Annotated in this window: 11 protein-coding genes; 10 read left to right on the top strand and 1 reads right to left on the bottom strand. The window is 74.9% G+C overall.

What is annotated here, in order from left to right; all coding sequences use genetic code 11:
* The first annotated feature begins 19 nt into the window (after positions 1–19).
* The 10 genes from eccB to AC3EVP_RS22860 all read left to right on the top strand — a co-directional run bounded on the left by eccB (position 20) and on the right by AC3EVP_RS22860 (position 25,777).
* On the top strand, positions 20–1,396 hold the full coding sequence (gene eccB, locus AC3EVP_RS22905; RefSeq protein ID WP_435132474.1) for a type VII secretion protein EccB: 1,377 nt from the start codon (positions 20–22) through the stop codon (positions 1,394–1,396).
* Complete coding sequence (locus AC3EVP_RS22900; RefSeq protein ID WP_435132471.1) at positions 1,389–4,898, top strand: hypothetical protein; 3,510 nt, start codon at positions 1,389–1,391, stop codon at positions 4,896–4,898. Before eccB ends, AC3EVP_RS22900 begins: the two co-directional genes overlap by 8 nt.
* The gene (locus tag AC3EVP_RS22895) at positions 4,895–8,191 is read left to right on the top strand and encodes a right-handed parallel beta-helix repeat-containing protein (protein ID WP_435132468.1); all 3,297 of its coding nucleotides are present in this window, start codon (positions 4,895–4,897) and stop codon (positions 8,189–8,191) included. The genes AC3EVP_RS22900 and AC3EVP_RS22895 overlap by 4 nt, the downstream gene beginning before the upstream one ends.
* A 90-nt stretch (positions 8,192–8,281) precedes the next feature.
* Positions 8,282–8,617, top strand: coding sequence for a WXG100 family type VII secretion target (locus tag AC3EVP_RS22890; protein ID WP_202238224.1), 336 nt, complete (start codon positions 8,282–8,284; stop codon positions 8,615–8,617).
* A 72-nt stretch (positions 8,618–8,689) separates the two neighbouring features.
* Positions 8,690–8,977: a WXG100 family type VII secretion target gene (locus AC3EVP_RS22885; protein WP_335979207.1), complete on the top strand. Its 288-nt coding sequence runs from the start codon at positions 8,690–8,692 to the stop codon at positions 8,975–8,977.
* A 6-nt stretch (positions 8,978–8,983) separates the two neighbouring features.
* On the top strand, positions 8,984–9,550 hold the full coding sequence (locus AC3EVP_RS22880) for a hypothetical protein (RefSeq protein ID WP_335979209.1): 567 nt from the start codon (positions 8,984–8,986) through the stop codon (positions 9,548–9,550).
* A gap of 150 nt (positions 9,551–9,700) precedes the next feature.
* Positions 9,701–13,258 carry a WXG100 family type VII secretion target gene (locus AC3EVP_RS22875; protein ID WP_435132464.1) on the top strand — a complete coding sequence of 1,186 codons (3,558 nt, stop codon included), beginning with the start codon at positions 9,701–9,703 and terminating at the stop codon, positions 13,256–13,258.
* Positions 13,259–13,341: 83 nt separating this feature from the next.
* The gene (locus AC3EVP_RS22870; RefSeq protein ID WP_335979212.1) at positions 13,342–13,779 is read left to right on the top strand and encodes a YbaB/EbfC family nucleoid-associated protein; all 438 of its coding nucleotides are present in this window, start codon (positions 13,342–13,344) and stop codon (positions 13,777–13,779) included.
* An 86-nt stretch (positions 13,780–13,865) separates the two neighbouring features.
* Complete coding sequence (locus tag AC3EVP_RS22865) at positions 13,866–14,255, top strand: WXG100 family type VII secretion target (protein WP_435132461.1); 390 nt, start codon at positions 13,866–13,868, stop codon at positions 14,253–14,255.
* Positions 14,252–25,777, top strand: coding sequence for a WXG100-like domain-containing protein (locus AC3EVP_RS22860; RefSeq protein WP_435132458.1), 11,526 nt, complete (start codon positions 14,252–14,254; stop codon positions 25,775–25,777). Before AC3EVP_RS22865 ends, AC3EVP_RS22860 begins: the two co-directional genes overlap by 4 nt.
* Positions 25,778–25,876: 99 nt before the next feature.
* Here the strand turns inward: AC3EVP_RS22860 and AC3EVP_RS22855 are convergent, their stop codons facing one another.
* Positions 25,877–26,329, bottom strand: coding sequence for a protein kilB (locus tag AC3EVP_RS22855; protein ID WP_335979219.1), 453 nt, complete (start codon positions 26,327–26,329; stop codon positions 25,877–25,879).
* Positions 26,330–26,439 lie beyond the last annotated feature (110 nt).

Genomic DNA, 26,439 nt, shown 5'->3' with positions numbered 1-26,439 from the left:
ACCGAGAGGAGGACCACCCGTGCAGACCCGCCGCGACCACGTCCAGGCCTACCAGTTCGCCGTCGGCCGACTGGCCACCGCACTCGTCAGCGGCGACCCCGGCCGCGGCGACAGCCCCACCCGCCGCGCCTCGCTCGGCACCTTCTTCGGCGTGGGCATCGTTCTCCTGCTCTGCGTGGGCTTCGGCGTCTACGGCCTGATCGCGCCCGCCCCCGACCACTCCTGGCGCGCCTCGGGCGCCTACATCGTGGAGAAGGAGACCGGCAACCGCTACCTGTACGTGGGCGGCGTGCTGCGCCCGGTCCGCAACTACGCCTCGGTGCTGCTGCTCGCCGGGCACGCCACCGCGCACACCGTCTCCCAGCAGGACCTGTCGGGCATCCCGCACGGCACCGCCGTCGGCATCCCCGGCGCACCCGACGAGGTCCCCGCCCCCGCCGAGGTGCTCGGCAACACCTGGACCCGCTGCCTGCGCCCGGAACTCAACGGCGGGCAGAGCCTGGACCTCAGCCCCGCCGGGCACACCACCGCCGTCCCCGCCGGCCGGCAGGCGCTGCTCGCCGGCCCCGACGGCACCCGCTACCTGCTGTGGAAGGGCACCAAGTACCCCGTCCCCGGCCAGGCCACCCTGCTCGCGCTCGGCCTGGACACCGACCGGCAGACCGCCGCCCCCGCCGACTGGCTCGCCGCGGTGCCCACCGGCCGCGCCCTCACCGCGATCCGCCCCGCCGGACTGGGCGAACCCGCCGGGAAGGTCGCCGGACACACCGTCACCGTCGGGCAGCTGTTCACCACGGGCACCGCGGCGGGCGGCGCGGCCGACACCTCGTCCGACCCGACCGGGAGCGCGGGCCACTACTATGTGATGACCCGGGACGGCGTCGCCCGCACCACCGCCACCGAGTCCGCGCTGCTCGCCGCTCAACCGCACATCCCCGCGCCGCTCCAGGTGCCCGCCTCCGCGCTGGCCGCCGTGAAGATCGCCGACGACCCCGCCATGGCCGGCGCGCTGCCCGACGTGGCCGGCGCGCCCGCCGTCGCCGGCACCGGGCAGGCGGTGTGCCTGGCCCAGCAGGTCGACGGCCGCACGCTCGACTCGCAGGTCGTCCTGGAGACCGGGGCCGCCGCCACCGGCAGCCGCGCCGTGGTCGTCCCGCCCGGCCACGGCGTCGTCGCCGCCAGCCGCGAGGAGGTGCTCAAGAAGGCCACCCACCCGCGGACCTTCCTCATCACCGACGACGGCACCGCCTACCGGCTGGCCAACGACGACACCACCGCCGCGCTCGGCCTGTCCGGACTCGTCTCGGTGCTCCCCGACGACCTGCTCGCCCTGCTCCCCACCGGCCCCGAACTGACCAAGCCGGGTACCAGCGGCACGGGAGGCAGCGGTGTTTAAGAGCATCAAGTCCCTGCTGCCGCCCGGCCCCGCACTCCAGTGCCGCCCGGCGGGCGACGCACTGCTCCTCCAGACCAAGGGCCGCAACGACCAGGCCGCCTGGCGCTTCGCCGGCGCCCTCGCCCGCGACGACCAGCACACCGTCGTCGTCGTGGACGTCCCCGGCATCCCCCCGGATACCGCCGCCGACGCCATGGTCCGCGCACTGGCCGACAGCGGCGGCAGCCTGCGGATGGTCTTCGGCAACGGCACCTCCGCGGAGATCCGGCGGGCCGGCCAGCGGATCGCCGAGGAACTCGGCAAGGTCGTCGTGGTGCCCGACGGCGAGGTGCTCCCCACCGCGGGCGGCGGGCTCTACATCCCCGGCGGCCACGGCTCCGGCTGGCTGCGGCTGCGCCCCGGCCGCCCGGTCGAGCACGACTCGATGGGCTTCCCCAAGCCCCGCTGGCAGTTCTCCATGGCCGACCGCCCCTGGGCCACCAGCCCCTACGCCGTCGTGGAACCGCTGCCCTGCGGGGTGTGGGTGCGTGGCGCGCTGCCCGACGGCGCCGACGACCACCGCCGCAGGCTCTTCGGCCTCATCGCCGTCGACCCCGACGTGATGACCGTGGTCCTCGGCTGCCCCGGCGGCCCGGCCGTCCCCCTCGCGGACGTGCTGCGGTTCTGGGAGACCGTGCTGCCCTCGACCCGCTCCCGGGTGCGCTTCGTGCACTACGGCCCGGTCGCGCTCCCGCAGGAGGGCGAGGCACTCGGCCAGCAGCTCGCCGACGCGCTGGAACACCAGGTCGTGCTGTACACGGGAGCGGCCGAGGACGACCCCGCCGCGCCCGGCGACGCGGACGCGGCCGACGCCGGTGCGGCGGGCGGGGGTCGGACGAGTAGCCCGGCGGGCGGGGGTACGGGCAGCGGCGCCACGTTCGTCCGCGAGGTCCTCTACAGCCCGCGCGGCACCGAGGGCGCGCCGCCGCCCGCGCTGGCCGGGGTGCGCGCCCCGCTGCCCGGCTTCCACCCGGTCGCCCCGGGCGTCTACGAGTACGCCTTCGACGCGGTCCTCGAAGTGGTGCAGAGCGGGCTGTGGATGCGCCCGCCGGAAGAGCCCGCCGACGGCGACGACGTCCGCCGGATCGCCCCCGTCCCCGGCGACCGGCTCTTCCTCTACCACCGCGGCTCCCCGGAACTCGCCGCCCGCATGCGGGCGTTGGCCGAGGACGCGCTCTGGCGGCTGGGCGCCGACGCCCGCGGCGGCTTCGTCCTGCGACCCGCCGACGACCCCGCCGTCGACACCGGCGCCTGGTACGCCGAGCCGATCGCCGTCCCCGACCCCTACGAAGCGGTGACCGCGGCGATCCCCCCGGCCACCCGGCCCGCGGGCACCGCGCCCTGGACCCCGGTCACGGTCGAGGGCTCTGCTCGGGACGCCGTTGCCGATAACGATGTCGTGACGGCAGAGGCGGTCGAGGCCGAGGTGACCCTCGGGTCCCCGGCCCCGGCCCCGACTCAGGCCGCCGCTTCCGCCGCCGTGACGAGCCCGTTCCAGGCGGAGGTGTGGGCCACCGCCGCCGAGGACCTGTCCGCTCCCGCACCGGCGGCACGTGCCGCCGCCGCACCGGAGCCGGCCGGCCCCCGGCCGCTGCCCGAACTCACCGCGGGGCTGGGCCTTCCCACGGGGTGGGTCACCTCGACGGCGACCGAGTCGGTGCCGGCCGAGCCGGCGGTGGCCGAGCCGTTCGCGGTCGAGGCGGTCGTATCCGAGGCGGTGGTGGCGGAGACGGCGGGGGCAACGGCCGTGGCGGGCGCGGGTGTTGCGGGGGAGGGCATGCCGGAGCTGCCAGAGGCGGTGGAGCCGGTGGAGCCGGTGGTGGCAACGGGCGTAGCGGACAGGGTCGTTGCGGAGGAGGGCGCGCTGGCGCCGCCGGTGCCGGTGGAGTTGCCCGCGGTGGTGGAGCCGGTGGAGCCGGCGGAAGCAACGGGCGCTGTGGACACGATCGTTGCGGAGGAGAACGCGCCGGCGCCGCCCGAGGCGGTGAACGCCGGGCCCGCGGCGCCCGCTGTCCTCGTACCCATGCGGCCCATGCCGGAGGCGGACCAGCCGTCCATCCGGCGGCTCCCGCTGCCGCTGGCCCACCCGGCCACGATCTTTCCGCCGTCCCCGGACTCCCCGTCCCCGGATGCCGTGCCCGCGGACACCGAGCCGACGGCTGCCCCCGAACTGCCGGCAGAGCCGGACGCGTTGCCGTCGAACGGCGCCGAGGTACCACGTCCCGCCGCCCCGCCCCCGGGGACACTTCCCCTCCTGGGCGGCCTCCCCGTGCCCCCGAGCACGCCGCCCGTCGCGCCGCCTGTCGCACCGCCCCCGATGCCGCTTGACCCGCCGACGGTGGCGGCCGAGCCCGCGGCCCCGCCTGCCCCGGCCGCACCGGCGGTGACCCCGGCCGTACCGGCCGTACCGGCGGCGGCCCCGCCCGCCCCGGCCGCGCGGCCCGCGGGGCTGCGGTTGGAGTCCGCGGGCGCGTTCCCCGCGGCGCCGGTGACCGTGGAACCGCCAGTCACGCCGACGCAGCCGGCCGCGGACAGCGCCCCCGCCGAGAAGGCCCCCGCGCCCGCGGCCCCCGCCGGAACCCCACCCGCGCCCGCGGCTCCTTCCGGGGTGCGGGTGCAGCCCGTGCCGAAGGGAGCCGCGTGCGCGGTGCCGCCGGAGCGGGGCATCGAACGGGAGCGGGACTGGGTACGCAAGACGTTCCGCGCCCAGTACGACGTGGCCGCGGGCACCGTGTCGCGGGTGATGTCCGAGGTGCCGGGGCTGCGGGGCGGCAGCCGCGAGAAGGCGACGGACGCGCTGATCGACCTGGTGGCGGTGCGGCTGTACCTGACGGGCAACAGCGCGGGCGTGGACGCGTCGGTACGCTCCGCGCGGGTCGGGCCGCACGTGCCGCTGGCCCGCTGCGTGGCGTCGGGCCTGCGCCGGCTGCCGTCGTACCGGGGCATCGCCGTGCTGGGCGCGGAGCTGACGGACGCCGAGCGGGCCTGGTACCGCGACGGGCGGCTGGTGACGGAGTGGTCGTTCTGCGCCGCCTCCGCGCAGCCGATCCAGGAGGTCGCCGAGCGCCCGACGTTCGTGGTGTGGTCGATGACCGCGCGGCGCACCAACCTCCTGGACGGCTCCGCGCCGGACCGGGTGGTGTTCCTGCCGGGCACCACGTTCAAGGTGCTGCGCCCGGCCGCCGCTGCGGGCGACCTGGTGCTGATCCGCGAGATGGCGGCGACCGAGATCGGCGCGGACGGCCGGGTCGCCCCCGGGCGGACGGCGCTGGACGAACGGGCCCTGGAGAGCCTGGAACGGGCCGCGGCCGCCCTGCCGAGGACGCCGGTCGCCGCGGACGCCGACCGGCCCCGTACGCCGCACAGCCCGCCCGGCCTGATGCCCGAGGCACCCCGGCCGGGCGCCCGGGCCCGTACCGACGCACCCGCAGCGGGCGCGCACGACAAGGGAGCGACGCAGTGAACCGGCAAGTGCTTGTGGTCTCCCCGGACCGGCCCGGCGCGTACCGGACGCTGACCGAGGCGCTCGCGGATGCCGCCGAGGGCGCGCTGATCACGGTGGGACCGGGCCGCTACGACGAGGCGCTGCACCTGGTGCGGACCGTCACGCTGGCCGCCGACGGCGCCGGGGGCACCGCCCATGTGCACGCCCCCGCGGGCAGCACCGTGGTGGTGGACGCCGAGGCCGTGCAGATGTCCGGGCTGCTGCTCAGCGGCGCCGACCCGGAGGCGCCGGTGCTCGATGTGCGCCGCGGGCAGGCCGCGCTGGACGGCTGCCGGGTGGCGGGCGAGGCGTGGACGGCGGTGCTGGCGTGGGACACCGGGACGGTGGCGCTGCGGGACTGCCAGGTCTCCAACCCGCGGGGCGCCGGCGTGGTGCTGACCTCCGGCGGCGGCAACGTGGTGGAGCGCACCACCGTCGCCGAGGCGGGCTCCTCCGCGGTGGTGGTCGCCGAGCAGGGCCGGTTGACGCTGCGCTCGTCGACCCTGGACCGCGCGGCGGGCAACGGCCTGTGCGTCAACGGCCGCGGCGCGGTCGTGGTGGAGTCCACCCGGATTACCGGCAGCGGCAAGCCCGCGCTGGCCGTCGAGCAGGACGGGCGGGCGGAGTTGACCCGCGTCGAGGTGTCGGGCAGCGCCGGGCTGGACGCGTATCTGGCCAGTACCGCGGGCGCGACCCTGACCGAGTGCACCTTCAGCGGCTCGCGCGGCGAGTCGGTGTACGTCAAGGACAGCGCGCCGGTGCTGCGCGACTGCGTGGTCAGCGGGGCCGCGCAGGTCGGGCTGCACGCCGCGGCGGGCGGCCGGCCGGTGCTGGAGCGCTGCCGGATCGAGGGCACCCCGGTGGGTGTCCTCACCGAGGACGGCGCCGAGGTCGCCGCGGGTGAGCTGGACGTGCGCGGCGCGTCCACCGCGGCGCTGCGGCTGGGCGGCGGCGCCATCCGGCTGACCCGGCTCGCGGTCGCCGACGGCGGCCCCGCCGTCCAGGCCCTGGACGGCGCGCGGCTGGACCTCGACGAGGGCAAGGTCGCGGTGACCGGCGCCGCCGGCATGGAGCTGGGGGAGCGGGTCACGGCCCGGCTGTCGGAGCTGCGGCTGCGGGTCGGGGGCGGTACCGCGCTGGCGCTCGCGGACTCCGCGCAGGCCGAGTTGGAGTCAGCGATCATCGAGGGCGGCACGGTCGTCGTCGGCACCGACAGCCAACTGACCGCCCGTGACAGCGAGTTCCGCGGCTCCGACGGCGACGGCCTGCGGGTGGCCGGCGGCACCCTGACCGCCGTCGGCTGCCGGGTGCACGGCGCCGCCGCCAACGGCGTGCACCTCGCGGCCGGTTCACGCGCCGAGCTGAGCAACTGCACCGTCTTCGACAACGCCGGCGAGGCCGTCCGCTCGCAGACCGCCGAGCCGGTCGGCATCCACGACTGCGACCTGCGCGACGACTCCGGGCCGCACGGCGGGCGTTCGGGCGGCGGCAAGGAGCTGACCGCCACCGCCGCGGACGGCGGCTCCGGGGGCTTCGGCGGGCCCGGTCCCGCCTCGGTCGTGCAGAGCGCCACCGGCGCCGGACCGCTCGCCGAACTCCAGTCGCTGGTCGGCCTGGAGAGCGTCAAACGCGAGGTCACCGGCCTGATCGACCTCAACAAGATGACCAAGCGGCGGATGGAGATGGGCCTGCCCATGCCGCCGATGAGCCGCCACCTGGTCTTCGCCGGCCCGCCCGGCACCGGCAAGACCACCGTCGCCCGCCTGTACGGCGCGGTCCTGGCCGAACTCGGCATCCTGCGCCAGGGCCACATCGTGGAGGTCGCCCGGGCCGACCTGGTCGCGCAGATCATCGGCGGCACCGCCATCAAGACCACCGAGGTCTTCACCAAGGCCCTCGGCGGCGTCCTGTTCATCGACGAGGCGTACACCCTGACCAACCAGTCCCGCGGCTCCGGCCCCGACTTCGGCCAGGAAGCCGTCGAGACGCTGATGAAGCTGATGGAGGACCACCGCGACGAGATCGTGGTCATCGTCGCCGGCTACTCCGCGCAGATGGACCAGTTCCTCGCCTCCAACCCCGGCATGGCCTCCCGCTTCGCGCGCACCATCGAGTTCCCCAACTACGCACCGGACGAACTCGTCACCATCGTGCGCGGCCTGTGCGCCAAGCACTACTACGAACTGGACGACAGCGCCCTTGAGGCCCTCGACCGCTACTTCGTGGAGGTCCCCAAGGGCGACACCTTCGGCAACGGCCGCGTGGCCCGGAAGATCTTCGAGGAGATGATCGGCCGCCAGGCCACCCGGCTGTCCGCCCAACCCCACCAGGACGACAGCGCGTTGAGCGTCCTGACCGGCGAGGACGTCACCGAGGCGCCCAGCGCCCCCGGCGGCGCCGACGGCGCCGCCGAACCCGAACTGCCCGAACTGCCCGGCCTGCGGCGGCTGGCCGCCGTCACCGGCCTGGACACCGCCCGGGCGGCTCTGCGCACCCGGCTGCGCGCGCTGGCCGCCGCCCAGCAGCGCCCCGGCGCCGGCCCGGAGCCGCTGTCGGTCCGCGCCAACGTGGTGCTCGAAGGCCCGCCCGGCAGCGGCCGCCGCGCGCTGGCCGCGCTCTACGGGCGCTGCCTGGCCGAACTGGGGCTGCTGCCCACCGGCGCCACCCGGCATGTGCGGCTGTCCTCGCTGCCCGCCCGCTGGGCCGAACAGCCGCTGCTGCGGCTGGCGTCCGCGCTGGAGGAGAACAGCGGCGGCCTGCTCGTACTGGAGTGGACCGAGGCGTTCGAGCAGCGCAGCCCGCAGTCCCGCGAGGCCGTGCTCGGCGCGCTCGCCCGGATCGTCGCGGTGCCCGGCGACACCGTACTGGCGCTCATCGGCACCCCCGAGCACCTGATGGGCCTGATGCGCGAACGCACCGACATCGCCCAGGGGTTCGCCGAGTACGTCCGGCTGGCGCCCTACACGCCCGAGCAGTCCGTGGAACTGGTGCGGCGCCGGCTGCGCGGCTACGGCTTCCAGCTGGACGAGGACGCCGCCCAGGCGCTCGCCGAGACCTTCGGCCGCTCGCCCGAGCCGGTCGGCGCCCACCGCGCGCACCGCCTCGCCGAGCACCTGGCCGCCGGCGCCCGGGCCCGCACCGTGACCACTGCCGACCTGCCCCGGCCGGAAGCCGAGCAGGCCGCGGTGCTCGCCCCCGACGAGAGCGCGCCGCCCCCGGCCGCGCCGCCCGAACCCCCGCACCAGCGGCCCGAGCCGCTGGCCCGGCTGTAAGGACTTCCGGCCCGCCGCGACCCAGCGCCACCCGCGGCAGGCCGGGACACCGAAGCACCACCCCGACACCGACGAGAGGACCGCCCGACCATGGCACTGACATCAGTCGAACTCCAGGGAATGACCGCCGCCCAGGGCACCTTCCAGACCGCCCTGGACGACGGCGCCACCTCCTACGCCCAGATGGCCGGCCAGATCGATGGCCTGCGCGGCAGCTGGACCGGTGACGCCTCCACCATCTACGGCAACGCCATGCAGGCGTGGCTGGACGACTTCAACAAGGTGAACCAGGCGCTGCGGACGATGCTGGAGAAGCTCCAGCAGAACACCAACGTCTACGCGAACACCCACGAGGAGACCCAGCAGACCGCCAACCAGGTCGCGCAGAACATCGCGTCCGGCGTCACCAGCCTGCCCGGCTTCTGAGCCGCCCGCACCGCAGCACCCCCGCATCACCGCACCACGCCCGTTCCACCCTCTTTCCTCCAAGGAGCCCCCGTGGCGACGTACACCGTGCAGATGGAGCAGGTCGACGTCATCGTCGGCGAGATGAACGCCATCACGCAGCGCATCAACCAGGCCCTCCAGGACCTGGACAACCAGGCCAAGATCAACCTCGCCGAGTGGACCAGTGACGCGCAGGCCACCTACGCCCAGGTCAAGGCGCAGTGGGACGCCGCCGCCGCGGACATGACGCAGAAGGCGGCCCTGGCCACCCAGCAGCTCGGCAACATCAACGAGTACTACTCCCAGGGCGAGCGCGCGGGCGTCCAGCTCTGGGGCTGACCTGCCATGACCTACGGAACCCTCGACGGCACCCTGCCCCCGACCCCGTCGCCGCCGGCGCACAAGCCGGAGCAGTACGACGGCGGCACGACGCTGCCGAACGGGCAGGGCACGTACTCCGACGACACGCCGTTCTCGGCGCCGACGGTACCCGGCGGCTCCGGCAGCGGCTCGGGGACGAGCGTGGACACCCCGTCGATGAAGCTCTTCGCGGACAACATCGACAAGCTCATCACGCCCACGCAGGAAGCGGCGAAGAAGCTCGACCCGATCAACGTCGCGCCGGGCGCCTTCTACCACGCCGACCAGATCCGCACGAAGGTCAACGGCCTCAACGCCGACGACGGGCTCAAGGCCCAGTACGGCAAGGTGCTGGCCGACCTGGTGCAGGGCCTGGGCGACCTGCGCGACGGCGTCCGCCAACTGGCGTCGAACTACGCGACGTTGGAGGACGCCAACAAGATGACGTCCACGGACCTGGACAAGGCCATGCAGTCGACGAGCGGGGACTTCACCGTGTTGTTGACCGACGCGGGCGGATCGAGCGGCGGGACCGGCGGGACCGGCGCGTAGGCGGCCGCACCGGACGGCGGGCGACACGGCGGGCCGGAGACGGCAGGCCGTGCGCACGTGTCCCGTCCGGCGGGGCGGCCCGGGCCACCGGACGCCCCGCCGGGCGGGACCGGCGCACAGCGACGGCGTATTGACGGAGGACTTGCGCACATGGGCACCGACTACGACAGCAACGGGTTCTCGCAGGGCGACGACGGGTCGATCTACGGCGACCCGACGGCGACCGGCTCGATCTCCGACTACGACAGCTGGGACTGGAAGCAGATCGAGGCCGCGATCCGCGGCATGTCGGCGGGTGTGGACGACTCCGACAACCTCGACCGCGCCGCTTCGGTCGCCTCGCCGCAGAGCCTCCAGGACGCGGCGAACGTCTTCTACCACGTGCAGATGGTGCTGTCGGGTGTCGCCAAGGCCCTCCAGGACCAGGCGAAAGCCCTCGCCGGGGACAACGGGCCGTGGAAGGGCGACGCCGCCGACGCCTTCTACGACATGATGAGCACGTTCTCCAAACAGGTCGCCGCGACCGCCGACGTGCTCTCCGGCGGTACCAGCGGCTCGGGCAACTCCGTGCCGCAGCAGCTGGCGGACAACGCCGTCAACCTCACCAACGCGCAGAACAAGATCCACGAGATCGACGTCTGGTACGCCAACCAGGCGACCTTGATGGGCGTCACGCCGATGAGCAACGGCCTGATCCCGGTCAGCAAGAAGCCCGAGCTGGTCAAGATGCTCAACCACGACATGCGCCAGGTGCTGAAGAGCCTGGCCGCCGACTACCAGGTGACCATCGACTCGGTGCGCCCGCCCGGCACCATCACCGGCCCCGGCGCCGGCGACACGCCCCCGGTCGACACCCCGCCGGACGACATCACCGACCCCGGCGACCAGGTCGGCGACATCACCCCCGCCGAGATCGGCCCGCTCGCCAACACCGACACACCCGGGATCGACGCGCAGGGGCCGGAGGCACTGACCGACCCCGACGGCTACACCGCCGCCGAGAACGCGCTGGCGCCCTCTCCGTACTCCGGCAGCCTCGACACCAACGGGCCCGGCTCGGGCCTGAGCGACGGCAGCGGGCTCGGTGACGACTCCGGGCTCGGCGGGCTCGGCGACGACAACAGCACCCTGGACCCGAACGCGCTGGACAGCGCGCTCAACCCGGCGGCGTACGACGGCGGCACCGGTGTCGACGGCACCGGCGGACTCGGCGACGGCTCCGGACTGGGCGACGGCTCCGGCCTCGGCGGCACCGACGGGGTCGGCGACGGCACCGGACTCGGCGGGCTGACCCCCCTCACCACCCTGCCCTCGCGCTTCGCCGGCGGCACCGGCGTCGACGGCACCGGCGACCTGCCCGGCTCCGACCTCGCCGAGGACCCCAGCACCTGGGACGACGGCACGACCGCCGCCGACTACCCCGGCGACACCGGCATCGGCGGCGACGCGGCCCTGGGCGACGACAGCGGGCTCGGCGACGAGGCGGGCCTGGGCGGCCTCGGCGACGTCAAGAGCGTCTCGCCGTCCGCGTTCCCCGGCAGCACCTCCACCGCCGGCAGCGTGCCCACCGCGGGCGACCTCGGCCTGGAGTCCGACACGCCCGGCTACAGCCCCTCCGCGTTCCCCGGCTCCACCGGCCTGTCCAGCGGCTCCGGCCTCACCAGCGGCAGCGGCAGTGGGATGCCGTTCATGCCGGGGATGGGTGGGGCTTCGCAGGCGGGGCAGCAGGGTGGTTTGGAGCGTAGTGACGCTTCTGGGTTGCTTGATCCGACGGCGGAGCCGTGGTCGGGGGATGCGAGCACGGCGGGCGACGGGTATCTGCCTTCCAGCGGTGTGCCGGTGGGTGCGGATGACGGGTTGGATCTGGCGGGGTTCGAGCCGTCGGAGTTCCCGGGATCGTCCGACCTTGGTGGGGCGAGTGCGGGTGTCGGCAGTAGCGGGAGTGGGATGCCGTTCATGCCGGGGATGGGTGGGGCTTCGCAGGCGGGGCAGCAGGGTGGTCTGGAGCGCAGCGACGCGTCCGGTCTGCTTGATCCGACGGCGGAGCCGTGGTCGGGGGATGCGGATACGGCGGGGGAGGGGTTGTTGCCGTCGGGTGGGGTGCCGGTGGGTGCGGATGGTGGGTTGGATCTGGCGGGTTATGAGCCGTCGGAGTTCCCGGGGTCGTCCGAAGTGGCCGGTGATGTGGGGGGTGTTGGGGCGTCCGGGAGTGGGATGCCGTTCATGCCGGGGATGGGTGGCGCCTCCCAGGCCGGGCAGCAGGGTGGCCAGGATCGTAGTGACGCGTCCGGTCTGCTTGATCCGACGGCCGAGCCGTGGTCGGGGGATGCGAGCACGGCGGGGGAGGGGTTGTTGCCGTCGGGTGGGGTGCCGGTGGGTGCGGATGGGGGGTTGGATCTGGCGGGGTTCGAGCCGTCGGAGTTCCCGGGGTCGTCCGAAGTGGCCGGTGATGTGGGGGGTGTTGGGGCGTCCGGGAGTGGGATGCCGTTCATGCCGGGGATGGGTGGCGCCTCCCAGGCCGGGCAGCAGGGTGGCCAGGACCGTAGTGACGCGTCCGGGCTGCTCGACCCGACCGCCGAGCCGTGGACGGGCGCGTACGACCCCGCGTCCGGCGAGGTCGCGGCGGCCGGGAACGTCCCCGGCGGGCAGGGCGCACTCGACCTGCCCGGGGACGTGGCGGAGGAGGAGCAGGCGGCAGCCGCCCCGAACGGGGAGCCCGGCATGATGATGCCGGGAGCGGGCGGTATGCCGGGCAGCGGCGCGGGCCGGGAGGAGGGCGTGTCCTCCGACGCGTCCGGACTGCTGGCGCCGAGCGCGGACCCGTGGACGGACGCGGGCACGCCGGACGCCGAAACGGCGGGCCAGGTGCCGGCCGCACCGGGCACGCTGTCCGGGCTGCCCGCGGCCGCGGAGACGGGCGGGACGACGGCCGAAGGGCTCGCCGTACCCGCCGCCGCGGCAGCCGCCACTCCGTTCCTGCCGATGGGCGGGCTCGCGGCGCCTGGCGGGACCGGCCGCGGGGACGACGAGGAGCACGGCACGCTCGTGGAGCCGACCGGCGAGGCGTTCGCCGAACCCGCGGCCCCCGAGGCGCTGGCCGCCGACGCGCTCGCGTCGGGGATGACCGCCCCGGCTGTGCCGGGGACCCCGGAGCACGACGGCGACGCGCGGTACGCCACCGCCCCGTCCCCGTACGACACGGCGGGCGCCGACGACCTCGGCGACCCGCTGGTCGTACTCCGCCCCTCCGACGACGACCTGGCGGAGGAGGACACCGCCGCCTGGGGCGTCGCGGGCGCGGCGTTCGCACCCCTGCTGTGGGCGGGCCGCCCGGAGGAGGAGCCCGAGATCAGCGCGCCCGGGTACGCCACCGCCGACGAAGGCACCTGGGGCATGGGCCCGGCGGGTGCCCAACAGACGGCAGAGCGGCCCGAGACGGCCGAGGGCGACGACCAGCCGCTGGCCACCTGGCGCCCCAACCGGCCCGCGGCGGGCGGCGAGACGACCGTCCTGCCGCCGGCCGACCAGCCGCTGTCCTGCGCCGCCGCGTCCCCGGACGACGACTGGGACGAGGAGGAGCCCGAGGCGTCGCACGAGGAGCCCGACGAGGAGGAGACCGCCACGCGCGGCATCGCCGACCTGCTGGTGCAGGAAGGCGACACCTGGGGCGCCCCGCCGACCGCCGACGGCCCGCCCGGGGTGTACTGAGCGGCCCCCGCGGAAAGGACGCGGAAGGACGCGGAAAGGACCCGGAACGGCTCGGCACGGCGGCGACGCGAGGAGAGGAAGCCATGAGCACCCCGTACGACCAGGAGATCGAAGAGCTCCTGGAGCTGTACCGCAAGCAGCGCGACGAGGCCGTCGAGACCCGGCGGCAGATCAACGAGGTGACCGGCACCGCGACCGCGCCGCGCCAGACGGTGAAGGTGACCGTCGGCGCGCAGGGCGACGTGACGGCCATCGAGTTCCCGACCGGCGCCTACCACCGGATGGCGCCCAAGGAACTCGCCGACGCGCTGCTGTCCACGATCCGCGAGGCCCGCGCCGACGCGCTGGAGAAGGTCGCCGAACTCACCTCGCTCGCGCTGCCGCCCGGAGTGACCGTGGGCGACCTGCTGCGCGGCGAGGTCGACCCGAAGGCGATCCTGCCCGACGACCCGGCGATGCCGGACCAGGTGCGGGACTACATCGACAACGGGCGCCCGGAGGGAGCCGCCGGCCGCCCCTAGCCGCGCCCACCTGCCCGCGCCGGCTCCGCCACCCCGCCGCCCCACCACCACCGCGACCATCTCCGCGCCCACCCGAGGGAGTTCCCATGTCAGGCGAGTCGTTCTCGGTCGACACCGACGGCCTCCAGGCCCAGATGCCCTACATGATGGAGCTGGCTCAGCGGTTCCTGAACGTGCACAGCACCCTGGAGTCGAAGCTCGGTTCGCTCGGCGAGCCGTGGGGTGAGGACGCGAGCGGTGAGGCGTTCCTGCGGCAGTACACCAAGCCCAAGGGGCAGATCCTGGACGCGACACTCGACGCGGGCGACGTGCTGCGGAGCACCGGCGACGGTTTGAGGACCATGGCGAGCGGCTACGAGCGCATCGAGTCCGACAACTCCGAGTCCGCGCGGCAGCTCGGCGGTTCGCTCGAACCGGTCCAGACGACGGACGGCGGCGGGGACGGCGGCGGCCGGCAGCGGTCAGGCCGCTCATGAGCATCAACCTGCCCCCGGAACTCGGCTGGGTCGCCCGCCTGGCCGTCGGCCAGTCCTGGCCCAAGGGCGACGAGGACAAGATGCACAGCCTCGGCCTGGCCTGGGACGAGGCCGCACAGGCGCTCGCCGCCATCAGCCGCGAGATCTCCCCCGCCACCCGGGGCGTGCTGCACAGCATCGGCGGCTCCGTCGCGGACGAGTTCGCGTCCTTCGTCAAGCAACTCCAGTCCAACGTCCCGGACATGGCCGAGGCGTCCGGCCAACTCGGCAAGCTCGGCCGGAACACCGGGGTGCAGCTGGAGTACGCGAAGTACATGATCCTGGTGCAACTCGTGTGGCTGGCAGCCGAGATCGCCCAGATGTCGTTCTGGGCGCCGGAGGTCATCCCCGCGCTGATCACGTCCGTACGGCTCATCGTGCGGATGCTGCTGCGCCGCCTGCTGACGTCGATCGCGACCGGCGTCGGCATGATGGTCGGGATGGACGCGGTCATCCAGAGCATCCAGATGCTCAAGGGCGACCGCACCTCCTGGAGCGTGGCGAACACGATCTCCGCCATCGAGAGCGGGGCGATCGGCGGCGCCATCGGCGGGCTCACCTTCGGGCTGGGCGACACCTTCTTCCCGAAGTTCGGCGCGTCGCTGATCGGCCGGGGACTGCTGGGCGGGATCTCCGGCGTGGGCAGCACCGCGGCGCTGAACTCCCTCTTCCACAGCGGCGAACCCTCCGACCTGGGGTTCGGCGGTGCGGCCGGGGCGATCGGCGCGATCGCCGGGGGCGGCAAGCGGCGCGGCGGCGGGGGAGACGAGACGAAGGTCGACGACTTCGACTTCCACATGCCGACCACCATCGACCTGCCCGACCCGCACGGGATCGACAAGTCGACAGGCGGAGACTTCGGGGGCGGCGGGGAGTTCGGGAACAGCGGGGACATCGGCGGCAGCGGCCACGGTTCCGGCGGTACGGGTACGGGCGGCACCGGCGGGTCGAACCTCGGCGGTGCGGGCGGTACGACCGTACGGACCGCCGGCGGCGACAGCCACGCTTCCGACGCGCCCTCGCAGGTCAGTGCGTCCGCCACGTCGGGCAGCGGCCACGCACCGCCCGCGGTCGAGCCAGGCACCGAACGGCCGCCTGCGACCGCACCCGCCACCGCACCCGCCACCGCACCCGCCACCGCACCGGTCACCGCACCCGCCACAGAGCATGGCAGCGCGCCGCCGACCGGGACCCGTACGACGGGGGCGGGTAGCGACGCCGCCACCGGGCACCCGGCCGCGGACACCGCCGACTCCGCCGCGGGCAACGGCGGGACCAGCACCATTACTTCGCGGGTCGCCCCGACCGGCACCGGCACGCAGAGCGACACGCGCACCAGCGAGTCCGGCGGGCACGGCGGCACGAGCCAGGACGGGCTGCCCGGCTTCACGACGGCGTTCCCCGCCACCGGCTCCACCGGCTCCACCGGCTCCACCGGCTCCACCGGCACGACCGGTTCCGGGGCGCCGGGCGAGACCCGGACGAGCGCGCCGCACGAGAGCGGGAACAGCGGGAACGTCTTCACGCCGACGCAGCACGGCACAGGCAGCGGCAGCGGCAGCGGCAGCACGCACGTGCCGGTGGAGTCCGCTCCCACCGGACCGCACCAGGAGTCGGCGCCGAGCAGCACGCCGAGCGCGGCGAGCAGCAACGCCCCGCAGTCCGGGGCCACGTCGGCGCCGCCGGTGACCGAGCACGTGGCGGTGGGCGGGCCTGCGCCGTCCGCGCATGTGGACCAGGCCCAGACGCCGACCGGAACAGGCCCTGCCCGTACGGACGCCGCCGGCACCAGCACCGGGCAGGGCACGAGCGCCCCCGCGCCGACCCGGGCCGCCGACCCCGGGCAGAGCGCTGCCACACGTGGCGGGCCGTCCGAGGTCGCTCCCCGGGCGCCGCGGGCACCCACGGTCACCACCACCGGCGGCACCGGCACCGGGCATGCGAGCGGCGCGACCGGGAGCACCGTCACGACCAGCGGGGGCGAGACACCGCCGGCCCACGCGGCACCGATCACGACAGCCGAGTCGTCCGGTGGCGGCACCCACCTCACTCTCCCGGACCCGCCCACCGAGACCCCGCACGCGCCGCTCACCACCGGCGTGCCCGGGGAGAGCAGCGGCGGCAGCCCGGCGTTCCCCGACGTGCCGACGCATACCCCGACCACCGCGCCGGTCCAGCACGTCGCACCCGTCGAACCCGTGGCGGCGCCGGGCGGGGCAGGCACCGCGGTGACCGCCCAGCCGCACACCTTCCCCGACGTGCCGACGCACGCCCCGGGCAGCACCCCGGCGCCCGCACCCGCGCCGGCCGCGCCTGCTCCCGCCGCGTCCGCCGCGAACGGTCACGGCGACGGGTCCGCCGAGGGCGGCTCCGGCGGCGGCCGGGGCCTGGGCGACCTGGACGGCCTCACGGTCCCCACCCACCCGATCGGCGACGCGGCGCACCCGATCCACGACGCGCCCGACGCGCCGACGACCCCGCTCGTCTCGCCCACCGCCCACATCGACGCGCGGCTGGACGCGTTGGACCGCGCCGGGCGGGACGCGGGCATGTCGGCGCCGGACCGCCAGAACTACCGGCAGTCCGTCAGCCAGGCGGCGCGCGACGGCAACCTGAGCGGGGCCACCCGCGGCCTCCAGTCGTTCCGGGACCACGTGGAGACGTCGGCGCTGAACCAGCGCTACGAGGACTTCCGCCAGCACGCGGCCGGCGGCTTCGAGAACACCCGGGCGCCGCAGTCCGCCCGCGGCACCTGGGACCACCTGGTGAACTCCGTCGAGCAGGCCCACCGCGGCGGCGACCCTGCCCTGCTCGACAGCCACCTGCGCGAGTACACCGACTTCGTCGAGCAGCACGCCCCCGTGGAGGCGCTGACCGGCCGCGACGCCCCCCAGCCCTACCACCCGGACGTGGAGGACGTACGGCGCCAACTCGCCACCGCCACCGGGCCCGACGCGGACCAGCTGCGCACCCAGCTCGCCGACCTCCAGCAGACCGCGGACCTCCAGGACCGGCTCCGCCAGTTGGGCGGCCAACCGAACGGGCCCGACCCGCACGAAGCCGCACTGACCCGAGCCGTCGACCGGGCCGCCACCCCCGACGACGCGGCCCGCGCCCTCGCCGCACTCCAGGACCACCGCACCGACCAGGCCCTCCAGCAGCGCCTGGACCAGCTCAACTCCGACCACGTGCCCGAGACGGGCGGCGGCCGGAGCAGCATCGAGGACCTGAACCAGCGCCTCGACGCGCTGCGCGGCGACACCGGCCCCGACGAGCAGGCGCTGCTCCAGCAGATCAGCCACGCCGCCGGCCCCGACGAGGCCGCCGCCGCGCTCGACGCCCTGCACGACCACCGCGAGCAGCAGCAGATCCAGAACCTCCAGCAGCGCCTGGACCAGCTGCGCGACACCGCCCCGGCGCCCCGGACGACCACGGGCACCGGCACCGCGACCACCGCCGGCACCGGACACACCGCCGACGGCCCGGGTCATGACGGCCGCGCCGGCCTGCCCTCCGACGACGAACTGCGCCAGCGCCTCGACGCCTTGGAGGACGACCCCACGACGCGCGACCTGCGCAACCAGGTGTACGACGCGAACACCCCTGAGGACGCGCAACGCGCGATCGACCAGCGTGCCGCCCACCAGGACCAGTTGGACCAGCAGCGCCAGCAGCGGATCGACCAGCTCCGCCAGGACCTCGGCAACGCCGAGCAGCAGCACACCCGCGACCTGCTGTCGGGCAACGCGGGCGCCGCCGCCCGGTCCGGCCAGAACGTCTCCGACCTGCGCGACCAGCTCGACCACGCGCTGCCGTACGACCAGCGGGCCTCGGACCTCACCCAGGAACTCGGCCAGGGCATCGGCGGGCAGCAGGCCCCCGGGCACCTCGGGCGGATCGGCGCCGGCCCGCAGCCGGCCGCCGACCACCACGAGCCGGCCCCGCCCGCCGACACCGCGGCCGCGCCCGCGTCCACCCCCGCACGGCAGCAGCCGCAACCCGCCCTGGAGGAGCCGCTCACCACCTCGCACGGCAGCGGCTCGGACCAGACCACTGCCACCACCTCGCACGCCACCCCGGTCCGGCAGCAGACCGCAGGCGGCGACGACCGGCCCACGACCGCGCAGCCCGCCGCACACCCGGGATCGGAGCAGGTCCCGCTCCAGGAGCGCCCGGCGCTGCCGGAGCAGCAGACGTCGGGGACGACCGGCACGGGCGACGGCGACGGCGCCCGGACCGATCCGGCCCGCAGCCCCGTGCCCGACACCTCCGGGCTGGACGACCTGTTGTACGGCCCCGGCACCGAGCAGACCACCGACCACACCGCTGACCACGGCACCGAGACGACGACCGAGCCGTCCACCGCGCACCCGTCCACCGCGCACCCGTCCACCGTGGAACCGCCCGTGGCCGTCGACCACACGGCGTCCACCGCCACGTCCTCGGCCGCGGTCCGGCCGCCCGCCCGGCTGAACCACGCGCCGCGGTTCGTGGTGCACTCCTCCTTCGACCAGCGCCGGTTCACCTCCGGCGGCACCCCCTACACCGACCTCACCGTGAAGGTGTCCATCCACCCGGGCGAGACGGGCCCGGACGGCGTGGCGGACACGCTGAACCGCGTCCAGCAGGGCGTCCAGACGTACTTCAACGACCCCGGCTACCGGATGCCCAACGGCGACCTCCTGCACGTCACGGTCGAACCCGTGCCGCCGGGCGAACCGGCGCACCTGACGGTCGACCTGACGCACGGCGGCGCCAACGCGGCCATGGACCAGACGACCTGGCCCACCGGGGCGCCCCCGATCGCGTACGCCCACGAGATCGGGCACCAACTCGGCCTGCGGGACGAGTACCAGGACCCCGACACGCCCGAAAGCGGCGGCGTCACGGGCGGGTTGATGGGCAACTACCATGTGCCGTCCCCCGACGGCCTGCCACAGGGTGGCTTGGGCAGCCGCCACGTCTCGCTCCTCGGCGCGCTCACCGGCGGCCACGGCGACATCCCGCATCCCGGGACCGGCACGGCGACCGGCGCCGGCCCGCACACCGGCGCGCACCACGACCCCGCCTGGCAGGCCGCCCGCGCCCAGGTGCCGCCGGTCACCCGCAGCCACGCGTACGTGGACCCGGTCACCGACCCCTTCGCCGAGACCGCCACCCCGGACCCGCACTTGCCGACGATCACCGTCACCCCGCCGCAGGAGCACCCGCTCACGGCGACGGGCACGGATACAGGAGCGAGTACCGGCACGGACCACGTCGACACGACGACCGACCGCAGCCACACCACCACGACGACCGACAACAGCCACACGTCCACGACGGTCGACCCCAGCCACACGACCACCACGACCGACCCCGGCCGCACGGCGACCAGCACCGACACCGCGCCCGTGGTCACCGACCACGAGACCCCGCCCGGGACGCAGACCGTGAAGGAGCCCGCGGAGGACCCGCCGCCCGCGCAGCTGAGCGGGGACTGGCGGGACAACTCGTTCGCCGGCAAGCGGATCGTGGAGGCGCCCGGGCCGGACGAGATCCGGCAGCGGGTGCAGGCGCTCCTCGGCGACCGGGGCAACGACCCGCTCGTGGTCCAGCGGCTGAACGGGCAGTTCGACCCGGCGAACTTCCGCAAGCAGTACCCGAAGATGGTCAACGGCGGCTGGCACTTCCCGATCCACGTCGGCGGCAAGCCGTATGAGGTGCGGGTCGGGGCGCAGACCACGCCCTGGCAGCTGGACCCGACCCGGGACGCCGCCAAAGAGAACGACGGCGACGGGCTGGACGTGAAGGCAGAGCCGGACTACGCCCCGCCCAAGGTGAAGACGGAGCTGACGAGTTCGCAGGCCGGGCTGGACTACAACCCCGCCTTCCTGCAGCCGGTGAACCCCAAGCTGTTCGTGCTCGTGAACGGCGCGGTGAAGGCCGGCGGCGCCAGCCACGGCACCGAGACGACCAGCTCCACGTCGGCGAAGACCTCCGGCGAGGTCAAACTGACCGGGAAGACCGACAGTTACACCTCGCAGGCCACGTTCGACGTCCAGGTGGTGGACCACAACGGGGACGCGCTCACGGTCGGCGGTCAGGACGGTGCGACCCAACCGGCCCCGATCAGCGGCCCGTTGCGGGCCGACGTGCCGCGCACCGCGCCGCGCGGCACCACCGGTCCGCACACCTGGGACGGCTGGAACCCGCCCCCGCGCACCACGTCCGGTACCGGCACGACGGCCGCCGACGGCACCGCTGCGGGCACCGCGACCGCGCCACCGCGCACCGGCGCGCCGGGGCCGGCCGCCGGGCACCCGCTGACGATCACCGGTCTGGGCGGCGTCCGCGATGCGGTCTTCGACGCGCTGCCCAAGGACGCGAAGCCGGGCGGCACCGCCCACCAGGACATCGTGGACTTCCTCGACACCGACCACGTCATCCAGCACTTCGAGCAGGTCTCGGGCCCCGGTCTGCTGTCCAAGCCGCTGACGCTGTCCGACGGCGGCACCGGTTTTCTGCGGTTGGCCGCGGAGCCGGACACCTCCACGGTGGTGCACACCACCGACACCACCACCAGCACCGGGTGGAGCAACAAGGGCGAGCAGGCCCGCAACCACTCGCAGAGCAGCGGATGGGCGCTGGGCGCGGGCGGCGGCGCGTCCGGCGAGGTGTGGCACAGCACCCCGGCGGGCGAGACCAAGTGGCTTACCGGCACGGGCACGTACACGTACGGGCAGACGACGGCTTACGGTGCGAAGGGGGCGCACGGGGTCGAGGACGGCGTGAGCGTCGAGCAGAAGGGCCCGGCCGACGTGGTGAACACCCCCACGCGGTTCCGGGTCTGGCTCACCCGCCAGCAGTTCTCCCCGGGCACCGACGGCCTGCACTCCACCACGACCGAGGAGATCACCGACCACACGCCGGCCGCCCCGCCGCCCGGCGCCCACGTGGTCCAGATCCAGCCGCCGCTGCGGGCACCCACCGGGGACGTCGTACGCGTCCTGCCCCACCCGCAGGAGAACGCGACCACCTCCACGGCCTCCCCAGCCGCCACGACCTCCACGTCCGCCGCCACCTCCACCGATGCGACCAGCGCCGCCACGGCCCCGGGCGCAGCCACCCGGCAGCCGCCGCCCGGGCAGCAGTTGGCCGGTCCAGGGCTGGTGCAGCGCACGACCTTCTCCGACTTCCCCGGCTCCGACCAGTTGGAGCGCCACATCGTGCAGACGCTGTGGCAGACGGCCCCCGGCGTGCTGCCGCCGCCGCACATCGTCCACCCGCCCGCCGGGACCGCCTCCGGCGCCCACCCGCCGGTGCGCGTCCCCCCCAAGGCGATCACGAACCTCGCGGACCTGCGCAGGCAGATCGCGCCCTCCCAACTCGGCGCGAGTGGCCACCAGTTGGTGGACGGCACCTTCCGGGTCAGCCTGGACAGCTCGCACCTGCCGCTGCTGAACGCGAAGACGTACGACGTGCTGGTGAAGGCCAACCTCGGCGACGGCACCCACACGGGCACGCAGAACGCGACTGCGAAGAACACGCTCACCCGGACCGCGGGCGGCGAACGCGCGGTCACCCAGGGCAGTTCGCACGTGGTCGCGGGCAGCGGCAACCTGCGCAGCTCGCTGGACCACATGGACCTGAACCGCGGCTTCTTCAACGTCAACGCGGACGGCACGTACGCGCCGACGCACGGCACGACGGTCGGTGACAGCACCGAGGTCAAGCGCACCCTGACGGTCTCCGGCGACCGTGACCGCTACTCCTACCCGGTCTCCTTCGACGTCCTGACGGTGCGTCAGGACTCGGACCACCCGGTGCTGCGGGTGCCGACGCTTCCGGTCGAGCCCAACCACCAGGCGGTGCAGCACGTCGACACCGGCGGCGGCCACGTCACGGTCGACATCGGCCGGACCGAGACACCGGCGACCGACGCGCCCCCCGCGCACGTGACCGTCCAGCAGCTGCCGGACCACCACCTCGTGGACCACGTGGGCGGCGCCGACGACTACCGCGACCACGCCCGCCAGGCGATCGAGAGCGCCTTCAACACCCGCCACGCCCAAGGGAACTCCGTCCTGCCGGTACGCATCCCGAACCTGCACGACCTGGTCGACCCGCTCGCGACCCAGTCCCAACTGCGCGCGAACGTCTCGGCGTCGCACGGCGGCTGGACCAACACCGCCGACCAGCACGTGGGTTCGGGCCGCAACCGCGACACCGCCGGGCTCTCCCAGCGCACCCAGCTGACCAACCTCACCTACCGCGAGACGCTCTCCGGCGACGGCAAGCTGGACGTCGAGACGAAGACCGAGACATCGGTCAAGGTCCAGGACAAGTCCGCGCTGACCGGAAAGGGCGGTGTCGGCGGCGACTTCGGCCGCTTCCCCGCCACCCCGAAGGACCCGCACACCTCCACGTACCAGGCGCGCGGCGGCATCCGCGGCAAGGGATCGTACGGCGGCAGCACCGCGGACGCGGTCAAGCACACGTTCAGCACGAGCAACAAGACCACCCAGAAGGGACCCTGGCACGTCTACGAGGGCGACGCGCGGATCATCCTCCAGGGCAAGGTGACCAGTTCCACCGGCGAGGTCACCTACGGTGAGCCGGTCGCCCACAACCACCCGGTGCGGGTGCTGCTCTCCGACGCCGAGGCCAAGGCGCTGACCCCGCCCGTCCGCCCGACCACGACGACGGACCCCGGCACCTCGACCACCACCGCGACCGGCGCCGGCACCGCGACCGGTACCGGCACCACGACCGGCACCGGTACCGGCACCACACAGCAACCGCCGCGCCGCTCCGTCCCGTTGGAGAACGGCGTCAGCGGCGGCAGCCGGATCGAGATCCCCTCCACCGACGAGATCCTGCGCGAGGTCGACCGCCAGATCCGCGGCGGCTCGCTGCCCCCCGGCGACCTGGAGGCCGGCGACGGGCTCGGCGACGTCCCCGTGGCGGCGCTGCCCTTCGCGGACGTGATCACCCCCGACCACCTCGGCGCGCACTACGACGACCTGGTCGGACCCGGCATCCTGGTCCACCGGGTCGACGACCACCACGGCGTGCGCACCGTGACGCAGGTGCTGGTCAAGGGCACCCCCGAGGGCTGGCAGCACGACGGACGGCAGTCCGACGGCGGCTGGACCCGCAAGGTGGCCAGCAGCCAGGCCGTCACCGGCGACAGCGGCCGCACCTGGTCCGCGGGCGGCGACGGCAACGTACGGGTCTCCTACCGCGCCCCGACGGCCGAGAGCCACCTGAACAACGTGACGAACACCGGCACCGCGGGCGCCGACACCAAGGGCAACACCTCGCACACCTCCGGCCAGACCACCAAGGTCGAGCACAAGACGACCTCCAAGGAGGACCTGCACAAGTTCAGCACGCCCATGCGGTTCGACGTCACCGTCACCCGCCGCAACGCCACCAGCCGGTTCGTCAACCTGCCCGCGCCGCGCCCCGTACGGCCCGACTGGCGGGCCTCCGCCTGGGTGCCCGAGTCGATGACGAGCACCGCCCCCGCGGGGACGACGACGGCGACCGCGGGCACGACGGGCACCACGACCGCGACCCCGCACCCGTCCGGCAGCGCCCAGGGCAACGGCGTCGAACTGCAACCGCTGAACGGCACCCCCGGTCAACGCGCCCAGTGGCAGGCGGACTTCGCCTCCGGCCACGACCTGGTCGGTATCGACCACCCCGAGCGGCTGGTGGACTCCGCGCACAACCTGCTGGGCACGCCCCGCCCGTGGGGCGACGGCGTCCTCGGCCGTACCGGCTCGGCCGCCTCCCAGGTGTGGAACGCGACGACCGGCGCGCTCGGCCACGCCGCGTGGGCCATGGCCCCCGACGCGGCCCGCCAGGTCGTCAACTCCTTCGTCCACGACCCCCGGCTGGGACCCGGGCACCAGCTCCACACCGAGCAGACCACGCCGGTCGCCCAGCAGATCTCGACCCGCCAGGCGCTCTCCGGCCAGGCGCTGTCCACGGTCTTCCCGCACCTGAAGGACCCGGCCGCCGGCTACCGTACGGCACCGCTCGGCCCGGACCACCGCACCGGACTGAAGGTCACGATGCAGCCGACCGGCCAGGCGGAGGAGATCGGGCGCCGCGGGGACGGCAAGGACGAGGTCACCGTCTCGACCGAGGACGAGCTGACCACGAGCGCCGGGCGCGGCGCCTCCTACAGCGTCGCCCCCCTCGACGTCAGCTTCCTCACCCGCAACCCGGGAGCGACGGTGCCGCTGCCCGGCCTCAACTCGATCCAGTTCAGCCGGGACCAGGCGCTGACCGCCGACACGCTCGTCACCCGCCCGCCCGGCGTCCCCGGCCGCCAACTCACCCCACCCACCGTCCCCCACGGCCTCACCGGCGACAAGCCCGGCCAGGGCAAGACCGACGGCACCCAGCGCCTCTTCCGCCAACCCGTCCGCGTCACCCTCCAGAAATACGACGAGAACGGCACCTACGGCACCCCTACCAGCACCGACCACCACGCCTACTACTGGTCCACCGACCCGACCCCGGACACGACGGCACCGGCGACGACCACCACGACGGACACGACGACCGTGCCGGTGACGAGCACGGCCACGGACGCGTCCACGGTGCCGGCGGCGGTGAGCACGACCGTGACGGCCACGAACGTGACCGCCGCTCCGGCGTCGACGGTCGCGGCCGGTTCGACCACGCGGCCGGCGGATGCGGCCACTTCGGCGCCTGTGGCGGTTGCGCCCACCGTCAAGGCACCCACCGCGCCCGCGCCCGTGGTCGAGGCGATGCCCGCGCCGCATCTCGCCCCGTCGGAGGCGACGACCGTGCCGGGAGCGAGCACGGCTACGAACGCCTCCACGGCGCCGGTGGCTGCGAGCACGACCGTGACGACCTCGACCGCAGCTCCGGCGTCGGTGAGTACGTCCGCCTCGACCTCGACCGCCACGAGCACGCCGCCGGCGGAGGCGGTGGACCCCACTCCGGTCGCGCACCCCGCCACGATCACCGCTACCACCGACGTACTCGGCAGCGCGCCGGTGCAGGTGTCGTCGGGGCCGACGTCCGTGTGGGACGCACCGGCCGACGGGGGCGCCGTCGTTGATGGGAACGTCCGGTTGACGGGGGAGCAGCGCGCGTGGGTGGCGGGCAGCGCGGGGGAGGCGGCCGCGGCGATCGCCGCGGCGGTGGCCGGGGGCGGGCCGCCGCCGGTGATCCGGATCGAGGACCGGGCCGTGGTGCCGGTCGACGGCGTGCCGCACTTCGGCCGGTCCATGCAGCTCGCCGAGGCCCGGGCACGGGCGGTCGCGGCCGCCTATCAGGCCGAGCTGCGGAGCGCGCTGGACGCCCTGCGCGCCGCGGGGCAGCCCGTGCCGGACGCCGCGGACATCGCGATCATCGCCACCCCCGACCTGGAGTGGCCCCCGGCCACCGCAGCGGAGGCCCCCGGCGGCGCGGTGACCGTCACGCTCTTCGACCCGCGCGGGGTGGTGACCGTCTGACCGGGGGCGGGGCCGCGCCGCTGTCGGCAGACGGGCGGGCGTCGTTCCGTGCGGCGCTTTCAGGGCCATCCGCTTCCGCTGAGCGCCCGGCAGGGGGCCTCAGGCCATGGCGCGGCCCGCGGCGGCCACCAGGACGTCGGTCGCGGCGATCGCGCGTTCGCGGCGCGCGGCCAGCTCCTCGCGGTCCGGGGCGTCGCGCAGGTCGAACGCGGCCTGCGCGGCCTCCTTGGCGACCTGTGCGAGGGCGGGCTCGATGACCGAGACAGCCACCAGCGGCGCGGTGACCGCCGAGCGCGTCGAGCGGGACTCCATCCGGGCGGCCTCGTAGGTGTGTTGGGCCGCGCCGTCCAGCCGCAGTGCCTCGCGGTGCCACATCGCCCGGCGGTGGTCGCCGAGCGCGGCGACCAGCTCGCCGAGGGCCGTGCGCAGTGCCCGCGCCTTCTCGTCGGTGCGGGCGGCCAGCCGGGAGCGCCGCTCTCCGCGGCTCTGGAGCAGCCCGGTGAGCCCCCCGCCGAGCAGGGTGCCGAGGACGGCTATGACGGTGGACCACATCGGGACACTCCTTCACTGTGACGGCCGATCACGTGACGATCGATCACATGAGGATTGTCCCCGCCCTCGGCGCCCGTCCGCAGCGTGCGGAACGCGTCCGGTACGGCGGA

The sequence above is a fragment of the Actinacidiphila sp. bgisy144 genome (genome assembly GCF_057708105.1).
This window is presented reverse-complemented; position numbering and strand designations above follow the sequence as displayed.